The following is a 17,543-nucleotide window of genomic DNA, read 5'->3' on the forward strand; positions in this document are numbered from 1 at the left end:
CAGTTGATTCGGTTTGTGAATCCCTCGACGAGCCTTGGGCGATCACTTTTTCGACCCGTGACACTTCTGTATATGGCGGCCCTGCCCGGTCGCTGCCCGACCGTCCGCCGGGGCGCCGTCGCACCCCGTCAGGCCCCCTGCCCCTTGCGCCTTCTGATTTTCCGCTTTATACGCGCGAACACTTCACAGGCGGGGCTTGGGCCTTACGGGGGAGACATCCCCGAAAGGTCCGCCGGTTGGACAACAGTCTGAGCGCTCCGCCGAGGATCAAACCGGAAAGGATACGAGACATGGCTCTCCCTGACTTCTCCCTCCGTCAGCTGCTCGAAGCTGGCGTTCACTTCGGCCACCAGACCCAGCGCTGGAACCCGCGCATGGCACCGTATATCTACGGTGACCGCAACGGCATCCACATCATGGACCTCACCCAGACGGTCCCGATGCTCGACCAGGCTCTGCAGGTCGTTCGTGACACCGTCGCCAAAGGCGGCCGCGTTCTCTTCGTCGGCACCAAGCGTCAGGCCCAGCAGCCGATCGCCGATGCCGCAGAGCGTTGCGCACAGTATTACATGAACCACCGCTGGCTCGGCGGCACGCTGACCAACTGGAAAACCGTGTCTCAGTCCATCGGCCGCCTCAAGGCGATCGATGAGCAGGCCGCGATGGGCTACGAAGGCCTGACCAAGAAAGAGCGTCTGGGCATGGAGCGCGAGCAGGCCAAACTGCAGGCCTCCCTCGGCGGTATCCGCGAAATGGGCGGCGTTCCCGACCTGCTGTTCGTCATCGACGTCAACAAAGAAGACCTGGCCATTGCCGAAGCGCGCAAGCTGGGCATTCCGGTTGTCGCCGTTGTCGATACCAACTGCTCCCCCGCTGGCGTCGACTACGTCATCCCCGGCAACGACGACGCGGCCCGCGCAATCGCTCTTTACTGCGATCTCGTCTCCCGCGCTGCGCTTGACGGCATGACCGCTCAGATGGGCGCTGCCGGCATCGACCTGGGCGAGATGGAAGAAGCCCTGCAGGAAGAAGCCGCCGCCGAAGAGGCCGCTGCCGCTGCCGAGACCCCCGCGGAGGCCTGAGCCCCGCATTCGGGCGCCGCGCTTCGGGCCACTGGCTCGGCGGCGCCCCACGGGCGGGAGCGTCACGACGCTCCTGCCGTCATCCAATTGATACCGGGCGGGGCTAGTCCCTGCGCCGCACCCGACAGCAAAATCCGAGGAGAGGCCAGATGGCGATCACCGCAGCGATGGTGAAAGAACTGCGCGACAGCACCGGCGCAGGCATGATGGACGCGAAAAAAGCGCTCAGCGAAAACGACGGCGACATGGAAGCTGCCGTTGACTGGCTGCGCACCAAGGGTCTGGCCAAGGCCGCCAAGAAATCGGGCCGCACCGCTGCCGAGGGCCTCGTGGCCGTCGCCGTCAACGGTGGCACCGGTGTCGCGGTCGAGGTGAACTCCGAGACCGACTTCGTCGCGAAGAACTCCGACTTCCAGGACATGGTGCGCAAAATCGCCTCCGTGGCGACCGACGCGTCCGACCTTGACGCGCTGAAGGCGACCGATCTGGGCGGCAAGACCGTCGAATCGACCATCACCGACAAAATCGCGACCATCGGCGAGAACATGACCCTGCGCCGGATGGAAAAGATCACCGGCGAGACCGTCGTGTCCTACGTCCATAATGCCGCCACCGATGGCATGGGCAAAATCGGCGTTCTGGTCGCGATGACCGGCGGCGACGAAGCGTTCGGCAAGCAGGTTGCGATGCATGTCGCCGCTGTGAACCCCGCATCGCTGGGCGAAGCCGATCTCGACCCGTCGATCGTTGAGCGTGAGCGTCAGGTTCTGACCGATCAGGCCCGCGAATCCGGCAAGCCGGAGCAGGTCATCGAGAAGATGATCGACGGCCGCATGAAGAAGTTCCTCTCCGAGGTGACCCTGCTGGGCCAGAGCTTCGTCGTGAACCCCGACCTGACCGTGGCCGAAGCCGCGAAAGAAGCAGGTGCGGAAATCACCGGCTTCATCCGTCTGGAAGTGGGCGAAGGCATCGAAGTCGAGAAAGAAGACTTCGCAGCCGAGGTGGCCAAAGCCGCTCAGGGCTAATCGCCCGCCTTTACGGCACGCCCGTCAAAGGGCACGAATAGCAACGGCGCGGAGGGTATCCTCCGCGCCGTTTGCGTTTGGTGGTGTCGATATGTGGTTCAGGCCGGGTGGCATCGCCCGCAGGTCATAGATCGCACCGCGGGGAGGAACCGGGGCGCATCAGCCTGCCCTCCCCCGGTCCTGGCCCGGTTCCGTTCAGTCTTTCGATCCGATTGGTTGCAAGAACGCGAAATCGCAACCCTCATCCGCTTGCAGAACCTCACTGGCATAAAGCCGGTCATACCCGCGGCGCTCCTCCGGCGGGACCAGATCGGGGGTCCATTCCGCGCGGCGGCGATCCAGTTCGGCATCGTCCACCAGCAATTCCACGCGCTTGTCTTTGACCGACAGGCGGATGCGGTCGCCGGTGCGGACCAGCGCCAGCGTGCCGCCCACGGCCGCTTCGGGCGCGACATGCAGGATGATTGTGCCAAACGCCGTGCCCGACATGCGCGCGTCCGAGATGCGGATCATGTCCTTCACGCCCTTCGACGACAGTTTGCGCGGGATCGGCAGATAGCCCGCCTCCGGCATGCCACTGGCCGAGCGCGGCCCCGCATTTTGCAGGACCATCACGTCATCTGCCTGAATGTCGAGATCGGGATCATCGATGCGCGCGGCCAGATCTTCGAGCGAGGTGAACACGACAGCGCGCCCCTCGGTCTCGAACAGGCTGCTATCGGCGGCGGAGCGTTTCAGGATCGCGCCACGAGGGGCAAGGTTCCCAAACAGCGCCACAAGCCCACCCTGCGGCTCCAGCGGCTCTTCGGCGGTGGCGATCACGCGGCGGTCGACATAACCGGGGTCTTGCTCCAGCCGGTCGCCCAGACGCTCACCCGTGACCGAGATCGTGTCGAGATGCAGTAGCGGCTTCAATTCCCGCAGCACCGCGCCCACGCCACCGGCAAAGAAGAAATCTTCCATGTAGTGACTGCCCACCGGCTTCAGGTTCACCAGCACCGGGGTTTCATCCGACAGTTGGTTTAGCCGGTCGAGCCCGATGCGGATCCCCAGCCGCCCCGCGATGGCGGTCAGATGGATGATCGCGTTGGTGGACCCGCCCAGTGACAGCAACACCCGCAATGCGTTCTCAACGGATTTTTCGGTGATGATCTCGCTCGGGCGGATCGGGTTCTGCACCATCCGCGCCGCCGCCATGCCCGACGCTTCCGCCGCGCGCAGCCGGTCGGCATGCACCGCCGGGATCGCCGCCGTGCCCGGCAGCGCCATGCCCAGCGTCTCCGCGATACAGGCCATGGTGGACGCCGTGCCCATCACGGCGCAGGTGCCGGTGGTGGTGGCCAGCCGCCCTTCGATATCGTTGATCTGCTCGGTCGAAACCTCGCCCGCGCGATACTTGCCCCAGAAGCGGCGGCAATCGGTGCAGGCGCCCAGACGCTCCTCGCCATAGCGCGAGGTCATCATCGGCCCGCCGATCAACTGCACCGCGGGCAGGTCGGCAGACGCCGCGCCCATCAGCTGAGCGGGGACCGTTTTGTCACAACCGCCCATCAGCACGACGGCATCCATCGGCTGCGCGCGCACCATTTCTTCGGTGTCCATCGACATCAGGTTGCGGAACTTGAGCGAGGTCGGTGACAAAAACACCTCGCCCAGCGAGATCGTCGGAAACTCGATCGGCAGCCCGCCCGCCAGCAGCACACCGCGTTTCACATGCTCGACCATTTCGGGGAAATGGCGGTGGCAGTTGTTGAAGCCGGAAAACGAGTTGGCGATGCCGACGATGGGCTTTTTCAGCACCTCGCGGGAATAGCCCATCGATGCGGCAAAGCTGTTGCGGAGATAGACCGAGAAATCCCGATCGCCGTAATTCGTCAGCCCCCGTGCGAGGCCGCGGTCCTGTTCGTCGCTCATTCTTGTCAGTCCTTCGGTGCGAGCTTGATCTTGACGTATTTCGGGTCGAGGTAGTCCATCAACCCCAGCGACCCGCCTTCCCGGCCCATGCCGCTTTCCTTGACGCCGCCAAAGGGCGCCTCAGCGGTGGCCAGCAACATTTCATTCACGCCGACCATGCCGACCTCCAGATCCTCCCACGCGCGGGTCGCGCGCGCCAGATCATTGGAGAACACATAGCCCGCGAGCCCGAAGGGCAGGCTGTTAGCGCGTGCAATAACCTCGTCATAGTCGCGGAAGGTGGTGATGGGTGCAATCGGGCCGAACGGCTCATCGATCATCACCCGCGCGTCGTCAGGCACCCGGCCCAGAACGGTGGGTTCAAAGAAATAGCCGTGGTTGAGATCTTTGGGCCGCTGCCCACCCGCAAGCAACTCCGCGCCGCGGTCAAGCGCATCGGCGGTCATTTCCCCAATGGTGGTCAGCCCGCGTCGGTTGGCCATCGGCCCCATCTGCACGCCATCGTCCAGCCCGCGACCCAGCTTCAGCCCGCGCGCCACTTCGGCAAATCGGGTGGCGAAGCGGTCATATTTGCTCTCATGCACATAGAACCGGGTGGGCGAAATGCAGACCTGCCCGCAATTGCGGAACTTGGTATTGGCACAGGCTTCGGCCACGGCCTCCGCATCGACATCGTCGAACACGACGACCGGCCCATGTCCGCCCAGTTCCATCGACACTTTCTTTACGCCGTCAGCGGCGAGATGCAGGATCTCCTTGCCCACGGGGACCGAGCCGGTGACGGAGACCTTGCGTACGATGGGCGAGCGGACGAGCTTCTCCGCGATCATCTGCGAATTACCGGTGACGAACCCCACGGCCCCTGCCGGAATGCCTGCGTCATGACAGGCCTGAACCAGCGCAGCGCAAGAGCCGGGCGCCTCCCCTGCCGGTTTGACGATCACGGCGCAGCCCGCGCCGAGCGCTGCGGCGATCTTGCGCGCGGGCAGCAGCGCGGGGAAGTTCCACGCACTGAACGCCGCCACCACGCCCACCGGCTGATAGATCACCTGCATGCGGCTGTCGGGGGTGCGGCCTTCGATGATCTGACCGTAGATGCGTTTGGTTTCTTCGGCATACCAGTCGAATTGATCGGCGGCGGCGCGGGTCTCCCCCCGTGCCTCGGCCAGCGGCTTGCCGGTCTCAAGGCTCATGACGCGGGCGATATCCTCGGTCCGGTCGCGGATCAGCTGCGCCACCCGCCGCAGCGCCGCGCCCCGATCCCATGTGCCCACGCGCCGCCATTCGGCGAACCCGGCCTGTGCCGCGCTCAGCGCCGCGTCGAGATCGGCCTCCGTCGCCACAGCGATGGTGCCCAGTTGATCCTCCGTCGCGGGATCATGCACCCCGCGTGTGCCGCCATCCGAGGCCGCGCGCCACGCGCCGTCGATATACAGGTTCAGGTCGTCATACATGGGAGGTCCTCAGATCTTCTGCATCAGGTAGTCGCGCTGCACGTCATCGACCCAATTGCCGACATTCCAGCTGCCATAAGCGCCCATTCCGGCGAAATCGTCGTGGTTGCCATAAACGGGGATGTGCAGCAGGCTCAGCCCGTCATGGGCATGGCCCTCGGCCAGCGCGACCTCAAGCTCCTCAGCCGTGGTGCCAGCCCAGATCGCCCGCACCCCGGACACCGCGCCCGCCATCTGGACATAATCCACCGCGACGCTGTCATTGGTGCGGAATTCACGTCCGTATTGAGCCAGTTGCAGCCCGGTGATCGCAGCCATGCGCCGGTTGTCGAAAAGCGCGATCATGCCACGCACGCCATGTTCCACCGCGTCGATCAGCACTTGCGGGTTCATCATGAACGAGCCGTCGCCGGTGAACGCCACACCATATTTCGGCTCCGCCACCCCGGCAGCGCCCAGCAGGGCGGAGGTCGCGAACCCCATGTAGGAGGCCCCCGTTTCCGTCACGGTCTGGCCGACGGCGCTGTCCTCGACCACCTGAAACCCGTTGGCCTGCACATCGCCTGCGTCGAAGAATTTCACCGCGCCGTGGGCGTTGGCGAACCGCGATACGATGTTGATCGCGGCGGGCTGGGTCAGCACCGGGCGCTGCCAGACGGGATCCTCGACCGGTGCTTGGGCGAAACGCGCGCGTTTGAACGCGGTCCAGTCGTCTTTCTTGGCGGTGCAGGCGGCGGTCCAGTCACCGGCGGGCTGCGGGCGCACGACCTCCAGCAGCCGTTCGATCACCGCGCCGATATCGCCGGGGAGCATCTCGGTATTGGCATAATGCGAAGCATCGTCGAGATCGCCGTTGATGTTGATCACCGCCTGTGCGCGGGGCCAGCCCGTGCCCGAACAATCCGCCTGACAGACCGCCCGAGAGCCGATGATGATCGCCAGATCGGCGTTCTGCATCGCATGATTGCCGCTGATCGAGCCTTTGGACCCGCCGACATGCATGTTGAGCGGGTGATCGTCGGGCAGCACGCCGAGCGATCCGGGGGACAGCACCACCGGCGCATTGAGCGCCTCGGCCAGCCGCTGCACCGCCGCCGCATGGGTGCGGGTGCCGCCCCCGGCCTTGATCGCCACGCGTTTCGCGCCTGCGATCAGATCGGCGGCACGGGTCAGCGCGTCCTGCCCGGCAGGCGCCAGCGTCGGCGCATTCAGGCGCCCCGGCAGCGTCGCAAGGTTCAGCGCGGTTTGCTGCGGCTGGGTGTTGATGGGCGCCATGATGAAGAACGGCGCCGCGCGATAGGGGTGATGTACGCAGGCCGTGCCCCGGCGCAGGCAGTCGCGCAGCGCCTCGGGGGTGTGCAGCGTATAGGACTGCCCCATCAGCGCAGTGATCCGCCCGAACAGCCCCTGTTCGGCCTTCGGCACCTGCTGCATGTTGTAGCCTTCGCCGCGCGTCGTCTCATCTCCGTAGATGTGATACACGCCGATCCCGTTGGACGACGCCGCCAGCGCGCCCGCCATCGCCTGCAACCCGCCCGGGCCAATCGAGGTAATGACAGCGGGCGTTTCGCCATAGACCCACGCATGGGCGGTGGCGGCATGGGCCATCTCCACCTCGTTGCGGCAATTGATGCAGGTGGTCACGCCTTCTTCGGTATAGACGCGCAGCACCTCCCCCAGATCGGTTGAGCCGTGGCCGAAGATCGCGAAATAGGTCCGCACCCCCTGACGCAACAGGCCGATCACCAACGCTTCGCTCAGCGTGACCTCGATCACCTGCGCATCTGCGGCCAGCGCGGCAATGCCGCCCTCGGCCAGTCGCCGGGCCCGGGCGCGCAGGGCGTCTTCGGGCGTGGCTGCGGCGGATGTGGCCACCGAAATATCCGCTTCTTTGGGCGAAGTCCGCTCAAGCATTGCTTTTCTCCGTCAGTTTGGTGGTCTTGCGCAGGCGCAGCCCGGAGGCGGTCTGAAGCGCGATGATCAGGGCGGCGAGCGCGAAGAAGCCCATCGCCACCGGGGATGTGTAGAAGATCGAGTAATGCCCGTCCGACAGCGCCATCGCGGTGCGGAACTCGTTTTCGAGTGTCGGCCCCAGCACCATGCCAAGGATCACGGGCGTCGTCGGGATGCCCATGCGCATCAGCCCGTAGGCCAGCCCCCCGATCACCGCCATCGTGTAGATGTCGAAGGCGGAGTTGCGCACCGTGTAGGCGCCGATGACGCAGAGCACGAGGATCACCACAGCCAGCAATTGCGGCGGCACGCGCAGGACGTAGACGAACAGCCGGATGCCTGCGAGTTGCAGCACCAGAATAAAGACATAGGCCATCACCACGGCGATATAGATCCCGTAGACCTCGGTCTCGGACGTCATGAACAGCGCAGGCCCCGGTGTGATGCCGTGGATCATCAGCCCCGCCAGCACGATCGCGGTGGCCGGATCGCCGGGGATGCCCAGCGACAGCAGCGGGATGAGCGTGCCGCCGGTGACCGCGTTATTGGCGGTTTCCGGCGCGATCACGCCCTCGATTGCCCCCTTACCGAACCGTTCCGGCGTGGGCGAAAACCGCTTGGCGTTGTCATAGGCAAGGAAGGCCGCAATGGCGCCGCCGGTGCCGGGGATCGCCCCGATCACGGTGCCAATGGCCGAACAGCGCGCGATGAGCCAGCTGTTGCGCGCCAGCAGGCGAATGCCGGGCAATTCCGCGCGGAGGCTGCCGGTGCGGTTCACCTCTGTCGTGCCCCGGCTATGGCGGGCAAAGGTTTCGATGATGAACGGCACCGCGAACAACCCGATCATCGCCACCAGCAGGTTGACCCCCTGCAGCATGTTGATGGAGCCGAAGGTCAGCCGATTGACGCCGTCGATGGTGTCGATGCCGATGGTCATGACCATCAACCCGATTACGCCCGCGATCAGACCCTTGAGCATCGAACCCGACGCAAGGCCGCAGATCGTCGACATCCCGAACAGCACCAGCGCAAAGATCTCGGCCGGGCCGAACTTGATCGCCACCTGCGACACCAGATTGACGGACACCATCATCACGATCAGCGAAAATATCCCGCCGATGGTCGAGACGATGACCGCAGTGCCGAGCGCGATGGAGGCACGCCCCTGTCGGGTCAACGGATAGCCGTCCAGCACGGTGGCGGCGGCGGAAGGCGTGCCGGGGATGCCCAGCAGGATGGCGGACACCGATCCGCCGGTCATACCGCCGATATAGGTGCCCAGCAGCAGGCCGGTAGCCGGCACGGCATCCATGCCAAAGGTGATGGGCAGCGCCAGAGCCAGCGCCACGGTAAAGGTCAGCCCCGGGATCGAGCCAAAGATCAGCCCGATCAGGGTGCCCAGCCCCACCGCGCCGATGGCGATCGGGGTAAAGGCGGCGGCGGCGGCGAGAAGCAAATGATCCATGTCTGTCCCCTCAGCCCAGCGAGATCCAGCTGCCACGGGCAAGCGGGATATCCAGTATCTGTCCAAAGATGAGCCAGCAGCCGAAGGTGATCCCGACGGTCATCAGCCCCACGCGCACCAACGACCGGTCGCGCAGGATCAGGAGCATCGTCGCCATGACGCACAGGCCGGTGGCGAGGGTGAAGCCGATTTTCTGCATGGCAAAGCCGTAAAGCACGAGCAGCCCCAGCGTGAGCGCCAGCATCACCAATTCAGCACGGCGGCTGGCGCTGTCCTCGGTCTCGGCGGTGGTGCTATCGGGTGCGTCGGGCGCGGTCTGGGTCACGGGCGCGCCTTCGGTCAAACGCGCGGCGGCGTTGCTGGCGCGTTCGTCCCGCACCCCGGCATCGCGGCGAACGTAAGCCTGCGCGGCGGCCACCGCATCTGCACGGCGGCGGGCGGCTTCGGCACGGGCCTCGGGGTGGTTGCGGCGTTTAAGCGCCAGCGTCAGCATTCCCGCTCCGAACAGGCCCAGCAACACGCCCAGCAGCAGCGGGAAGGCGCGCGGCCCCACATCGCCATGCCCGGTGCCGGGTGGAATGGTCTGCCACACCATGCCGCACCAAATCACGGCAATGGTGATCAGAATGCCGGCGGTTGCAATATCCTTGGTCTGGCGGTTCATCGGATGATCCTCCCCGAGCTTGCGGGCGCGTATCGATGCGGGTGGCGGGCGGGCGGCGGTGCGCTGGAATGAATGAATGTCATGAGGGGCACAGGCGCTGAGCGGCGGCGTTGGCCCGGTGATCGCCGTTGCGATGATGGCAACCGCGGGCCGGTCCGGCATAGCGCGCTGCGGCAGGTGCCGTGGCAGGCAAAAGGCGCAGGCGACAGGTGCGGGCGAGAAACCCGTCCCGGCAGCGTGTCATGCCACCGGGACGGGTCTGCCGGGTCACTCGGTGACGCCCAGTTCTGTCAGCAGGTCGGCGTAGAACGCATCGTCCTTGGCGATCTGTTCGCCAAAGGCCGCGTTGTCCATGTAAGCCGGCTCGAAGCCCAGATTGACCGATGCTTCCTTGAACGCGTCGGTTTCGGTCGCGGCGCGCGCGGCCTCCTGCAACTTCATCACCACGTCCTCAGGCGTGCCTTTGGGAGCGGCCAGCCCGCGCCACATGGTGATGTCGATATCGACGCCCTGCTCGGCCGCCGTAGGCACATCGGGCATCAGGTCGATCCGGTCCGCGCCGGTGACGGCCAGAACCGACAGATCGCCGCTTTCGACATAGGACTTGAACTGTCCGGGCCACTGGATCGCGGCGTCGATGCGCCCGCCGAGCAATTCGACCGGGGCTTTGCCATCGCCGTAGGAGATGTAGGTGACCTTGTCCCCCAGACCCATCGCATCGAACAGCGCAGCGGAGGTCAGGTGGGTAAAGCTGCCCTTGCCGGAAATCCCGACCTTCAGGGTGCCCTCCATGTCCATTGCCGCGGCTTTCATGGCGTCGAGACTGTCCCAACCGCTATCGGCCCGCACGGCGAGTGCGGGAACTTCGCTGGACACCCGCGCAATCGGCACAAAGGCCGAATAGTCGAACGGGATCTTGCCGGTATGGTGCGCGGTGTTGATCGAGTTGGAATTCCACACGATGGAATAGCCGTCGGGGCGCGTGCCCTGAACATAGGCATATCCCACAGCGCCGCCGCCACCGGGCCGACTGACCGGCACAACGGGCGAGCCAAGCTCGTCCGCCATCAGTTCCGCCAGCAGCTGCGCGATGGTGTTCGCGGTGCCACCGAACAGCACGGTCATCTCGACCGGCTTTTCGGGGTATTCCGCACGCACGGGCGTGGGTGCGGTGATCCCGGCTGTGAACAGTGCGGCACCTGCCGCGGCTGCGATCAGCCCCTTGATTGATCCAGACATTCAATCCTCCCTGGTTGGTATCCGGTGTGGCGTGAAGTCACGCGGTCGGGGCCTCCTCCGCCCCTGTTGATCCGCGCGGGCGATGCGGGTGCTCAGGCGGGGGCGGGTTCCCCCTCCTGTGCGGCGCGCCTGTCGGCCAGCGCCGCGAGGATCTTCTCGGGCGTGGCGGGCAACGAAGTGATGCGAATGCCGATGGCGTCATAGATCGCGTTCATCACGGCGGGCGCGGTCGGCACCAGCGCAGGCTCGCCGATACCCTTTGCACCCAGCGGGCTGAGCGGATCGGGGTCCTCGACGATCGAGCAATTGATCTGCGGCACATCGAGCGATGTGGGCAGGATATACTTGGCGAACCCGTGGGTTACAGGGTGACCCTCATGGGTCTGGTAGTCCTCCATCAAGGCCTGACCCAGACCTTGGACAACGCCGCCCTCGATCTGACCTTCGACGCCGCGCGGGTTGATCGCCCGGCCCACGTCATGCGCGGCCCAGATGCCCAACACCTGCACCTCGCCGGTGAGGGTGTCGACCTCGACCTCCGCGACCTGCGTGCCAAAGACATAGGCCTGCCACGGGCTGCCGCTGCCATCGACAGGGTCAAGCCCGGTGCCATGCGCGGTAAAACTGCCAGACCCCACAGGCACGACGCCGCGCGCCTTGCAAAGGGCTACGGCCTCCTCCATCGAGATGCGCTTGTTGGTGTGCTCGGCCCAGAGCACCCCGTCGAAGCTGCGCAGATTCTCAATCGGCACTTCCCACAGTTCGGCGATCTGCTCAAACAGCCGCGCCTTGGCATCGCGGCAGGCCAGCGCCACGGAATTGCCGATCATGTAGGTCTGCCGGGTCGCGCCCGCATGGGCGGCCTCGGGCGAGCGGGCGGTGTCGTTATCGCCGATGGTGACCTGTTCGGGCTTGATGCCCAACTCCTCGGCGGCGACCTGACTGAGCAGCGTCAGGATGCCCTCGCCGATCTCGGTCACGCCGGTCACCACCTTAGCGGTGCCGCCGTCATCCAGTTCGGCCCATGCACCCGCCCGGTCAATCGTGGCCGTGCGCGCGATGCCATACCAGCTTGCCGCCATGCCGCGGCCTCGCATCATCCGTTTCATGACGCCACCTTCTCGATCTGGGTCTTCGCCTCGTGGAACCGCGCGCCAAGTTTGCAAGGCGCGCGCGTGTCGGGCCCGCCAAGATCGCCCCGGCTTTCGCCCCGTGCGGTCGGTGCGCCCGGCTCCCAGCGGCTGGCAGTCTCCGCCGCCTCCAGCACGCGGTCGATGGACGCGCTGTTGAGCTTCTGCTGCGTATGGGTGAACGAGCCCGCGCGATACATGTTGCGGCGCCGGATCTCGAACGGGTCAAGCCCCAGCCGCTCCGCCGCGATGTCCATCATGCTCTCGGTCGCGAATTGCGCCTGCATCCCGCCAAAGGTGCGGAACGCCCCCGACGGCGTGTTGTTGGTGTAAACCACGCGGGTATCGACCTTCAGGTTTTCAATCTCATACGGTCCGCAGCTGAGGATCGCGGCTTTGCGCATCACCCCTTCGGACGACATCCCGTAGGCGCCCCCGTCGGATAGCATGTCGAACTCCACCGCGGTGATCCGGCCATCGTTGGTCAGGCCCATCCGGTAGCGCGTCAGCGACGGGTGCCGCTTGGCCGAGCAGACGATGCTTTCCTCGCGGGTGAAGACCAGCCGCACCGGACGATGGGTTTTCATTGCCGCAAGCGCCAGCATCCCCTGATAGATCATGTCCTCCTTGCCGCCGAAACCGCCGCCGACCGGGCTCATGATGAAGCGCACCTTGTTGATGGGCTTGTCAATGATATGCGACAGCATGTGACGGTGGTGGGTGATGTTCTGGCTGGGAGACACCACGGTCACCACGTCGTCGTGGTCGACATAGGCCAGCCCGGCCTCCGGCTCCAGATAGGCATGTTCGACCTGCTGGGTCGAAAACGTCTCCTCCAAAATCACATCGGCTGCGGCGAACCCGGCCTCCAGATCGCCTTTGCGTACGGGAATATGCTTGACCACGTTGTCGCCCGCGTAGTCGTGGATCACCGGCGCGCCCGGCTCCAGCGCCTGCGTGGGGTCGAACAGGCCCGGCAATTCGCGATAGGCGACCTTGATATGTGCCAGCGCCTCACGGGCGATGCGGGGCGTGTCGGCGGCTACGGCGGCCACGGCCTCGCCCACATGGCGCACCTTGCCGCGCGCCATCACCGGCTGGTCATGCACGAAGACGCCAAAGCCATCCTCCCCCGGCACATCGGCGGAGGTGATGACGCAATGGACACCGGGCAGCGCCTCGGCGGCGGAGGTGTCGATGGACACGATTTCCGCATGGGCATGAGGGCTGCGCAGAACCTGCATATGCAGCATGCCCTGCATCACCATATCAGCGGCATATTGCAGACGGCCGGACACTTTCGACGGCGCGTCGAGCCTGCGGACGTTATTGCCGATATAGCTTTCGCCCGCCGCGTCAGCGTCCAGCACCGTTTGCGGCGCGCGCCCTGCGATCACGTCACGGGCGATTTCGACGGCCTCGAAGATCTTGGTGTAGCCGGTGCAGCGGCAGATATTGCCGCCCATGCGCTCCTTGATTTCCTCGATGCCTGCATCGGGGTTCTCGCGCAGGGTGCTGGTCGCGGCCATGACCATGCCGGGGATGCAAAATCCGCACTGGCTAGCGCCGGTCTTGTGAAACGCTTTCTGCACCGGGGTAAGATCGCCCGGCGTCGCCAGCCCCTCGACTGTCTCGATCGTGGTGCCTTGGGCCTTTGCGGCGGGCATCAGGCAGGATTTCACCAGCTTGCCGTCGACAAAGACGCTACAGGTGCCGCATTCGCCCGCGCCGCAGCCTTCCTTGGTGCCGGTCAGCGCGAGATCCTCGCGCAGCAGGTCCAGCAGGCGGTAGCTTGGGTCCACCTTGCGGGCGACCCGGCGGCCATTGACGGTAAAGTCGATATCGCAATCAGACATGGCTCGTCTCCCTCATCTCGGGGGTTGGCTTGGGCGCGCCGAGCGCCACGAGGGCGTCCTCGATCGCGGCTTCGACGAAGCCACCGACCACGGCGCGGCGATAGGCGATCCGGCTGCGCGAGGCGACGAGATCGGCCATGCCGACCGACGCGCGCGCCACCAGTTCACGGGTCATCGGTTGACCCTTCAGCATCTTTTCGGTTTCATAGAGGCGGATGGGGCGCGGGCCGATCCCGCCAAGCGCCAGCCGCACATCCTCGAACACTTGCCCGTCGGTTTTCACCAACCCGGCGCAGCAGATCGCGGAAATCACCAGCGACCGGCGTTGCCCGACCTTCTGGAACGAGCCGCCATAGCCCGGCATCGCGTCAAGCGTGACCGAGGTCGCGATTTCACCCGGCGCGAGATCGGTTTTCCCCGGTCCGGTGATGAAATCGGCAATGGCCATGCTGCGGGTGCGGACCTCGCCGCCCTCCAGCCGGGCCAGTTCGATGGTGCCGTCATGGGTCAGAACCGGCGGAATACCGTCCCCGGCGGGCGAGGCGTTGACCACATTGCCCACCAGCGTCGCCTGCTGGCGGATCTGGTCATCGGCGAACCACGCGGCGCAATATGGCAGGTTCGGTAGCAGGCGGATCAGCTCCGCGTCCTCCAGAAACTGCTGGTAGACCACATTCGCGCCCAGCCGGACTTTATCTCCGGTGACGCTGTAGCCCTGCAATTCGGCCACGCGGGTGACGTCGAGCATCATTGGCAGGTGAACGTCCCCTGCCCGCCCTTCGCGGGCCCAGGGCAGGATGTCGGTGGCGCCAGCCACCAGCCGGCTGCCCTCGGGCGCGGTGGACCAGATTTCCAGCGCCTCCGCCAGGGTCCGGGGCATCAGATAGGTGTCACAGGTGAGCATGATCTGCCCTTGCCTCCTCGAACGTGATCATCGGGACGGGATGGCCCGGCGCCCTGCTTGTGGGCGGGCGCCGGGCCGGATCGGGGGATTACTCCGCCGCGACGCGCTGCTGCTGGGCATGCGGGTTGCGCACGACCACCTTGATCGCGTCCTCGACCCGATCCTTGGCGTAGCGCAGCGCCTCCTCCAGATCCGCCATCTCAAACGTATGCGTATGGATCAGCGTGGCATCGAACCGCTTCTGCCGCATGAAGGCTTCGGCGCGATGGGTCGCGGCCTTACCTTCGCCGCGGATGCCGTAGAGGTAGATGTTGTTGCGCACCAGATAGGCGACATCGACCTCGGGCGAGGTGCCGGGGAAGGCCGCAAGACAGATCTTGCCGCCCCGGTTCACCATTTGCGCCGCGTCGTTCAGGCCGTTGGGCGCACCGGAACATTCGATGACGTAATCCACGCCCTTGCCGCCGGTCAGTTCGCGAACCTTCTCGACCGCATCCTCGTTGCGCACGTTGATGACGTGATCGACGCCCAGTTGCTTGCCGATTTCCAGACGGTTGTCGCGGGTGCCGGTCAGGATCACCGGCTGCGCGCCAAGCGCCTTGGCCACCGCCGCGCCCAACAGACCGATCGGACCGGGGCCGGTGACGACGACGCTTTCGCCCGCGACCAGCCCGCCCAGTTCGGTTAGGCCATACATCGCGGTGCCAGCGGTCACGACCAGCGTAGCCTCTTCGTCGGACATGCTGTCATCGACGTGAACCAGCGTGTTGATGTTGTTCACCGCGTATTCAGCAAAGCCGCCATCGGTGGTGAAGCCATTGGCCCGGTGGCCTTTATCGACATCGCCGTAATTCTTGCCGTAGTTGTGGCAGGACGTGTACATCCCCTGACGACAGCGCTTGCACTGGCCGCAACCGGCGTGGATTTCGACCGTGACGCGCTCGCCGATCTTGTATTCGTCGACACCCGGCCCCAGTGCGACGACCGTGCCCATATATTCATGGCCGGGGGTGAAGTTCTTGTTAAACGGCTCGCCGCCTTCGATCATCGCAGGCGGGCCGTGATGGATGATTTCCAGATCGGTGGCGCAGATGGCCACGGCATCGATCCGCACCAGCACTTCGGCCTTCTCAGGCGATGGCACCGGCTTCTCGGCAAAGGTCAGTTGGCCGGGATCGCCCAGTACCCAAGCCTTCATCGTGTCCGGGATCGGGTAGTTCGGATCGGTTTTCACCTGGTCGCTAATGGCCATGACTGGCTCCTCCTCCATAGCGGCATGTCTCATTTTTCACTGTGACCCGCCCCGCAACCGGACCGGGCCTTCGGGTGTCTCCCCTCCTCAGGAGCGACTCACCCGCAACTGGTCCGACAGCGCGCGCGCCATCTGCACGACCTGCCGGATCACATGGGTCCGGTAGGCGTCTGAATTCTTCTGCGCGGCAAAGGTGGCGGAAATCGATGCGATCACCGCGCCCTTCTCATCGCGCACGGCGGCGCCGCAGCACACCACCCCTTCTTCTAGTTCCTGATCATCGATGGCAAAGCCGTTGCGCCGCACATGGCGCAATTCCTCGACGATGCCCGACAACGTGGTGATCGTGCGCGGCGTATAGGCGGTCAGCCCATTGTCCGAGATCACCCGCGCCATTTCGGCCTCCGGCAACCATGCAAGGATCGCCTTGCCCGTCGCGGTCGCATGCAACGCCGCCATCTTGCGCAACTCGTCGGCCTCGCGGATGCCCTTGCCCCGGCTCACCCGCAACTGGGTGATAAGGCTGGAGCCGCGCAGCACGGCCATCTGCACATTCTCGGCCAGTGTTTCGGCCAGCATTTCCAGCTTGGGCCGCACGAATTCGGCCAGATCGACCTCGCGGTCCGACAGCTCGATCAATTCATTGAGCTTCGAGCTGAGCAGATAGCCCCGCGACCGCCCCGCATGGAGGACATAGCCGCGTGCCACCAATGTGGTGATGAGGTGATGACAGGTCGATGCGTTGAGTCCCGCCTGCGTCGCGATATCGTTAAGGCCCTGCGGCTCATGCGCGGAGGCCAGAATTTCGAGGATGGTCAGAGCGCGTTCGACGGATTGGATCGTGCGCCCGTTGCGGTCGCCCTCCGTGGCCGTGCCGGTCCCATTTGCGCCAGCCCGCTGCCGCGCGCCGTTCATTCCGGCCTTCGCGGTGGCGTTGGAATGGCCGGCTGTGCCGCCCAGTATTTCCGTGCCGTTGCTCATCTGCGTCCTCCCAATGTCGGTAAACTGCAGAATTTGACGGGCAATCGTCAATTAAATCCGAAATAATAAAATCCAATTTCGCATGGTGAAATCCACAGGTTGACCCGTTGGACGATGATCCGTTTACTCATCGTCAACCGCCCTACGGGGCAGCGGATATCCGGGGAGGAACCTGCATGTCACTGAACTATCTCGTCTATGTCAGTCAGGCGGCGCATGACCTGAGCGAAGCGGCGCTGGCCGACATCCTTCGGGCCAGTCAACGCTACAACGCCGCGCGCGACATCACGGGCGCTCTGCTGTTCGTCGAGGGGCGCGACGGGCGGCGGGGGGCGTTCATGCAGTTGCTTGAAGGGGATGATCAGGAACTGGAGCGCCTGCGCGCGCGAATCTTCGACGACCCCCGTCACCATACGAAGGTGGTGCTGGATCGAGGGCCGCTGACACAGCGCAACTTCGCCGACTGGTCGATGGCATTCCGCGCCGTGACCCCGCCCGATCTGGCGGGGCATCCCGAATTCGCTGATCTGGCCGACCCCGGCTTTATGGAACGCTGTCAGCAACAGGGCGCGCCCGGAGCCGTGGCCTTTCTCTGCGAGTTTTGGGACGCGGCACCGCTATAGG

14 protein-coding genes are annotated in these 17,543 nt (G+C 65.2%); 3 read left to right on the forward strand and 11 right to left on the reverse strand.

Annotated elements, in window-relative coordinates; genetic code table 11:
* Positions 1–290: 290 nt before the first annotated feature.
* Entirely contained in the window at positions 291–1,082 is a 792-nt protein-coding gene (gene rpsB / locus CBW24_RS10390) for a 30S ribosomal protein S2 (protein ID WP_088661697.1), read from the forward strand.
* A 149-nt stretch (positions 1,083–1,231) separates the two neighbouring features.
* Entirely contained in the window at positions 1,232–2,107 is an 876-nt protein-coding gene (tsf, locus tag CBW24_RS10395) for a translation elongation factor Ts (protein WP_097373537.1), read from the forward strand.
* A gap of 195 nt (positions 2,108–2,302) precedes the next feature.
* On the opposite strand, the gene CBW24_RS10400 is transcribed toward tsf, so the two are convergent.
* The 11 genes from CBW24_RS10400 to CBW24_RS10450 all read right to left on the reverse strand — a co-directional run bounded on the left by CBW24_RS10400 (position 2,303) and on the right by CBW24_RS10450 (position 16,919).
* Positions 2,303–4,021 carry an IlvD/Edd family dehydratase gene (locus tag CBW24_RS10400; protein WP_097373538.1) on the reverse strand — a complete coding sequence of 573 codons (1,719 nt, stop codon included), beginning with the start codon at positions 4,019–4,021 and terminating at the stop codon, positions 2,303–2,305.
* 5 nt (positions 4,022–4,026) lie between these two features.
* Positions 4,027–5,475, reverse strand: a complete 1,449-nt coding sequence (locus CBW24_RS10405) for an NAD-dependent succinate-semialdehyde dehydrogenase (protein ID WP_097373539.1) — start codon at positions 5,473–5,475, stop codon at positions 4,027–4,029.
* Between the two features lie 9 nt (positions 5,476–5,484).
* The gene (locus tag CBW24_RS10410) at positions 5,485–7,389 is read right to left on the reverse strand and encodes a thiamine pyrophosphate-binding protein (protein WP_097373540.1); all 1,905 of its coding nucleotides are present in this window, start codon (positions 7,387–7,389) and stop codon (positions 5,485–5,487) included.
* Positions 7,382–8,893, reverse strand: coding sequence for a tripartite tricarboxylate transporter permease (locus CBW24_RS10415; RefSeq protein ID WP_088661692.1), 1,512 nt, complete (start codon positions 8,891–8,893; stop codon positions 7,382–7,384). The genes CBW24_RS10410 and CBW24_RS10415 overlap by 8 nt, the downstream gene beginning before the upstream one ends.
* A gap of 10 nt (positions 8,894–8,903) precedes the next feature.
* Entirely contained in the window at positions 8,904–9,557 is a 654-nt protein-coding gene (locus tag CBW24_RS10420) for a tripartite tricarboxylate transporter TctB family protein (RefSeq protein ID WP_157773200.1), read from the reverse strand.
* Between the two features lie 267 nt (positions 9,558–9,824).
* On the reverse strand, positions 9,825–10,796 hold the full coding sequence (locus CBW24_RS10425) for a Bug family tripartite tricarboxylate transporter substrate binding protein (protein ID WP_097373542.1): 972 nt from the start codon (positions 10,794–10,796) through the stop codon (positions 9,825–9,827).
* 92 nt (positions 10,797–10,888) lie between these two features.
* Positions 10,889–11,905, reverse strand: a complete 1,017-nt coding sequence (locus CBW24_RS18735; RefSeq protein WP_097373543.1) for a xanthine dehydrogenase family protein molybdopterin-binding subunit — start codon at positions 11,903–11,905, stop codon at positions 10,889–10,891.
* A complete protein-coding gene (locus CBW24_RS18740) occupies positions 11,902–13,782 on the reverse strand; it encodes a molybdopterin-dependent oxidoreductase (protein ID WP_088661688.1) in 1,881 nt (626 codons plus the stop codon). The genes CBW24_RS18735 and CBW24_RS18740 overlap by 4 nt, the downstream gene beginning before the upstream one ends.
* Positions 13,775–14,686 carry an FAD binding domain-containing protein gene (locus CBW24_RS10440; protein WP_088661687.1) on the reverse strand — a complete coding sequence of 304 codons (912 nt, stop codon included), beginning with the start codon at positions 14,684–14,686 and terminating at the stop codon, positions 13,775–13,777. Before CBW24_RS10440 ends, CBW24_RS18740 begins: the two co-directional genes overlap by 8 nt.
* 88 nt (positions 14,687–14,774) lie before the next feature.
* Positions 14,775–15,938, reverse strand: a complete 1,164-nt coding sequence (locus CBW24_RS10445) for a zinc-dependent alcohol dehydrogenase (protein ID WP_088661686.1) — start codon at positions 15,936–15,938, stop codon at positions 14,775–14,777.
* A gap of 87 nt (positions 15,939–16,025) precedes the next feature.
* Positions 16,026–16,919 carry an IclR family transcriptional regulator gene (locus tag CBW24_RS10450; RefSeq protein WP_088661685.1) on the reverse strand — a complete coding sequence of 298 codons (894 nt, stop codon included), beginning with the start codon at positions 16,917–16,919 and terminating at the stop codon, positions 16,026–16,028.
* Between the two features lie 176 nt (positions 16,920–17,095).
* Between CBW24_RS10450 and CBW24_RS10455 the strand changes: the two genes are divergently transcribed.
* Positions 17,096–17,542, forward strand: coding sequence for a BLUF domain-containing protein (locus CBW24_RS10455; protein ID WP_097373544.1), 447 nt, complete (start codon positions 17,096–17,098; stop codon positions 17,540–17,542).
* Position 17,543 lies beyond the last annotated feature (1 nt).

Source organism: Pacificitalea manganoxidans (genome assembly GCF_002504165.1).
Taxonomy (GTDB): Bacteria; Pseudomonadota; Alphaproteobacteria; order Rhodobacterales; family Rhodobacteraceae; genus Pacificitalea; species Pacificitalea manganoxidans.

Bases quoted from the DNA above. Each gene is read 5' to 3' on its own strand.
- rpsB (WP_088661697.1), top strand. From the start codon at position 291: ATGGCTCTCCCTGACTTCTCCCTCCGTCAGCTGCTCGAAGCTGGCGTT.
- tsf (WP_097373537.1), top strand. From the start codon at position 1,232: ATGGCGATCACCGCAGCGATGGTGAAAGAACTGCGCGACAGCACCGGC.
- CBW24_RS10410 (WP_097373540.1), bottom strand. From the start codon at position 7,389: ATGCTTGAGCGGACTTCGCCCAAAGAAGCGGATATTTCGGTGGCCACA.
- CBW24_RS10400 (WP_097373538.1), bottom strand. From the start codon at position 4,021: ATGAGCGACGAACAGGACCGCGGCCTCGCACGGGGGCTGACGAATTAC.
- CBW24_RS10445 (WP_088661686.1), bottom strand. From the start codon at position 15,938: ATGGCCATTAGCGACCAGGTGAAAACCGATCCGAACTACCCGATCCCG.
- CBW24_RS10450 (WP_088661685.1), bottom strand. From the start codon at position 16,919: ATGAGCAACGGCACGGAAATACTGGGCGGCACAGCCGGCCATTCCAAC.
- CBW24_RS10405 (WP_097373539.1), bottom strand. From the start codon at position 5,475: ATGTATGACGACCTGAACCTGTATATCGACGGCGCGTGGCGCGCGGCC.
- CBW24_RS10440 (WP_088661687.1), bottom strand. From the start codon at position 14,686: ATGCTCACCTGTGACACCTATCTGATGCCCCGGACCCTGGCGGAGGCG.
- CBW24_RS10420 (WP_157773200.1), bottom strand. From the start codon at position 9,557: ATGAACCGCCAGACCAAGGATATTGCAACCGCCGGCATTCTGATCACC.
- CBW24_RS10425 (WP_097373542.1), bottom strand. From the start codon at position 10,796: ATGTCTGGATCAATCAAGGGGCTGATCGCAGCCGCGGCAGGTGCCGCA.
- CBW24_RS10455 (WP_097373544.1), top strand. From the start codon at position 17,096: ATGTCACTGAACTATCTCGTCTATGTCAGTCAGGCGGCGCATGACCTG.
- CBW24_RS18740 (WP_088661688.1), bottom strand. From the start codon at position 13,782: ATGTCTGATTGCGATATCGACTTTACCGTCAATGGCCGCCGGGTCGCC.
- CBW24_RS10415 (WP_088661692.1), bottom strand. From the start codon at position 8,893: ATGGATCATTTGCTTCTCGCCGCCGCCGCCGCCTTTACCCCGATCGCC.
- CBW24_RS18735 (WP_097373543.1), bottom strand. From the start codon at position 11,905: ATGAAACGGATGATGCGAGGCCGCGGCATGGCGGCAAGCTGGTATGGC.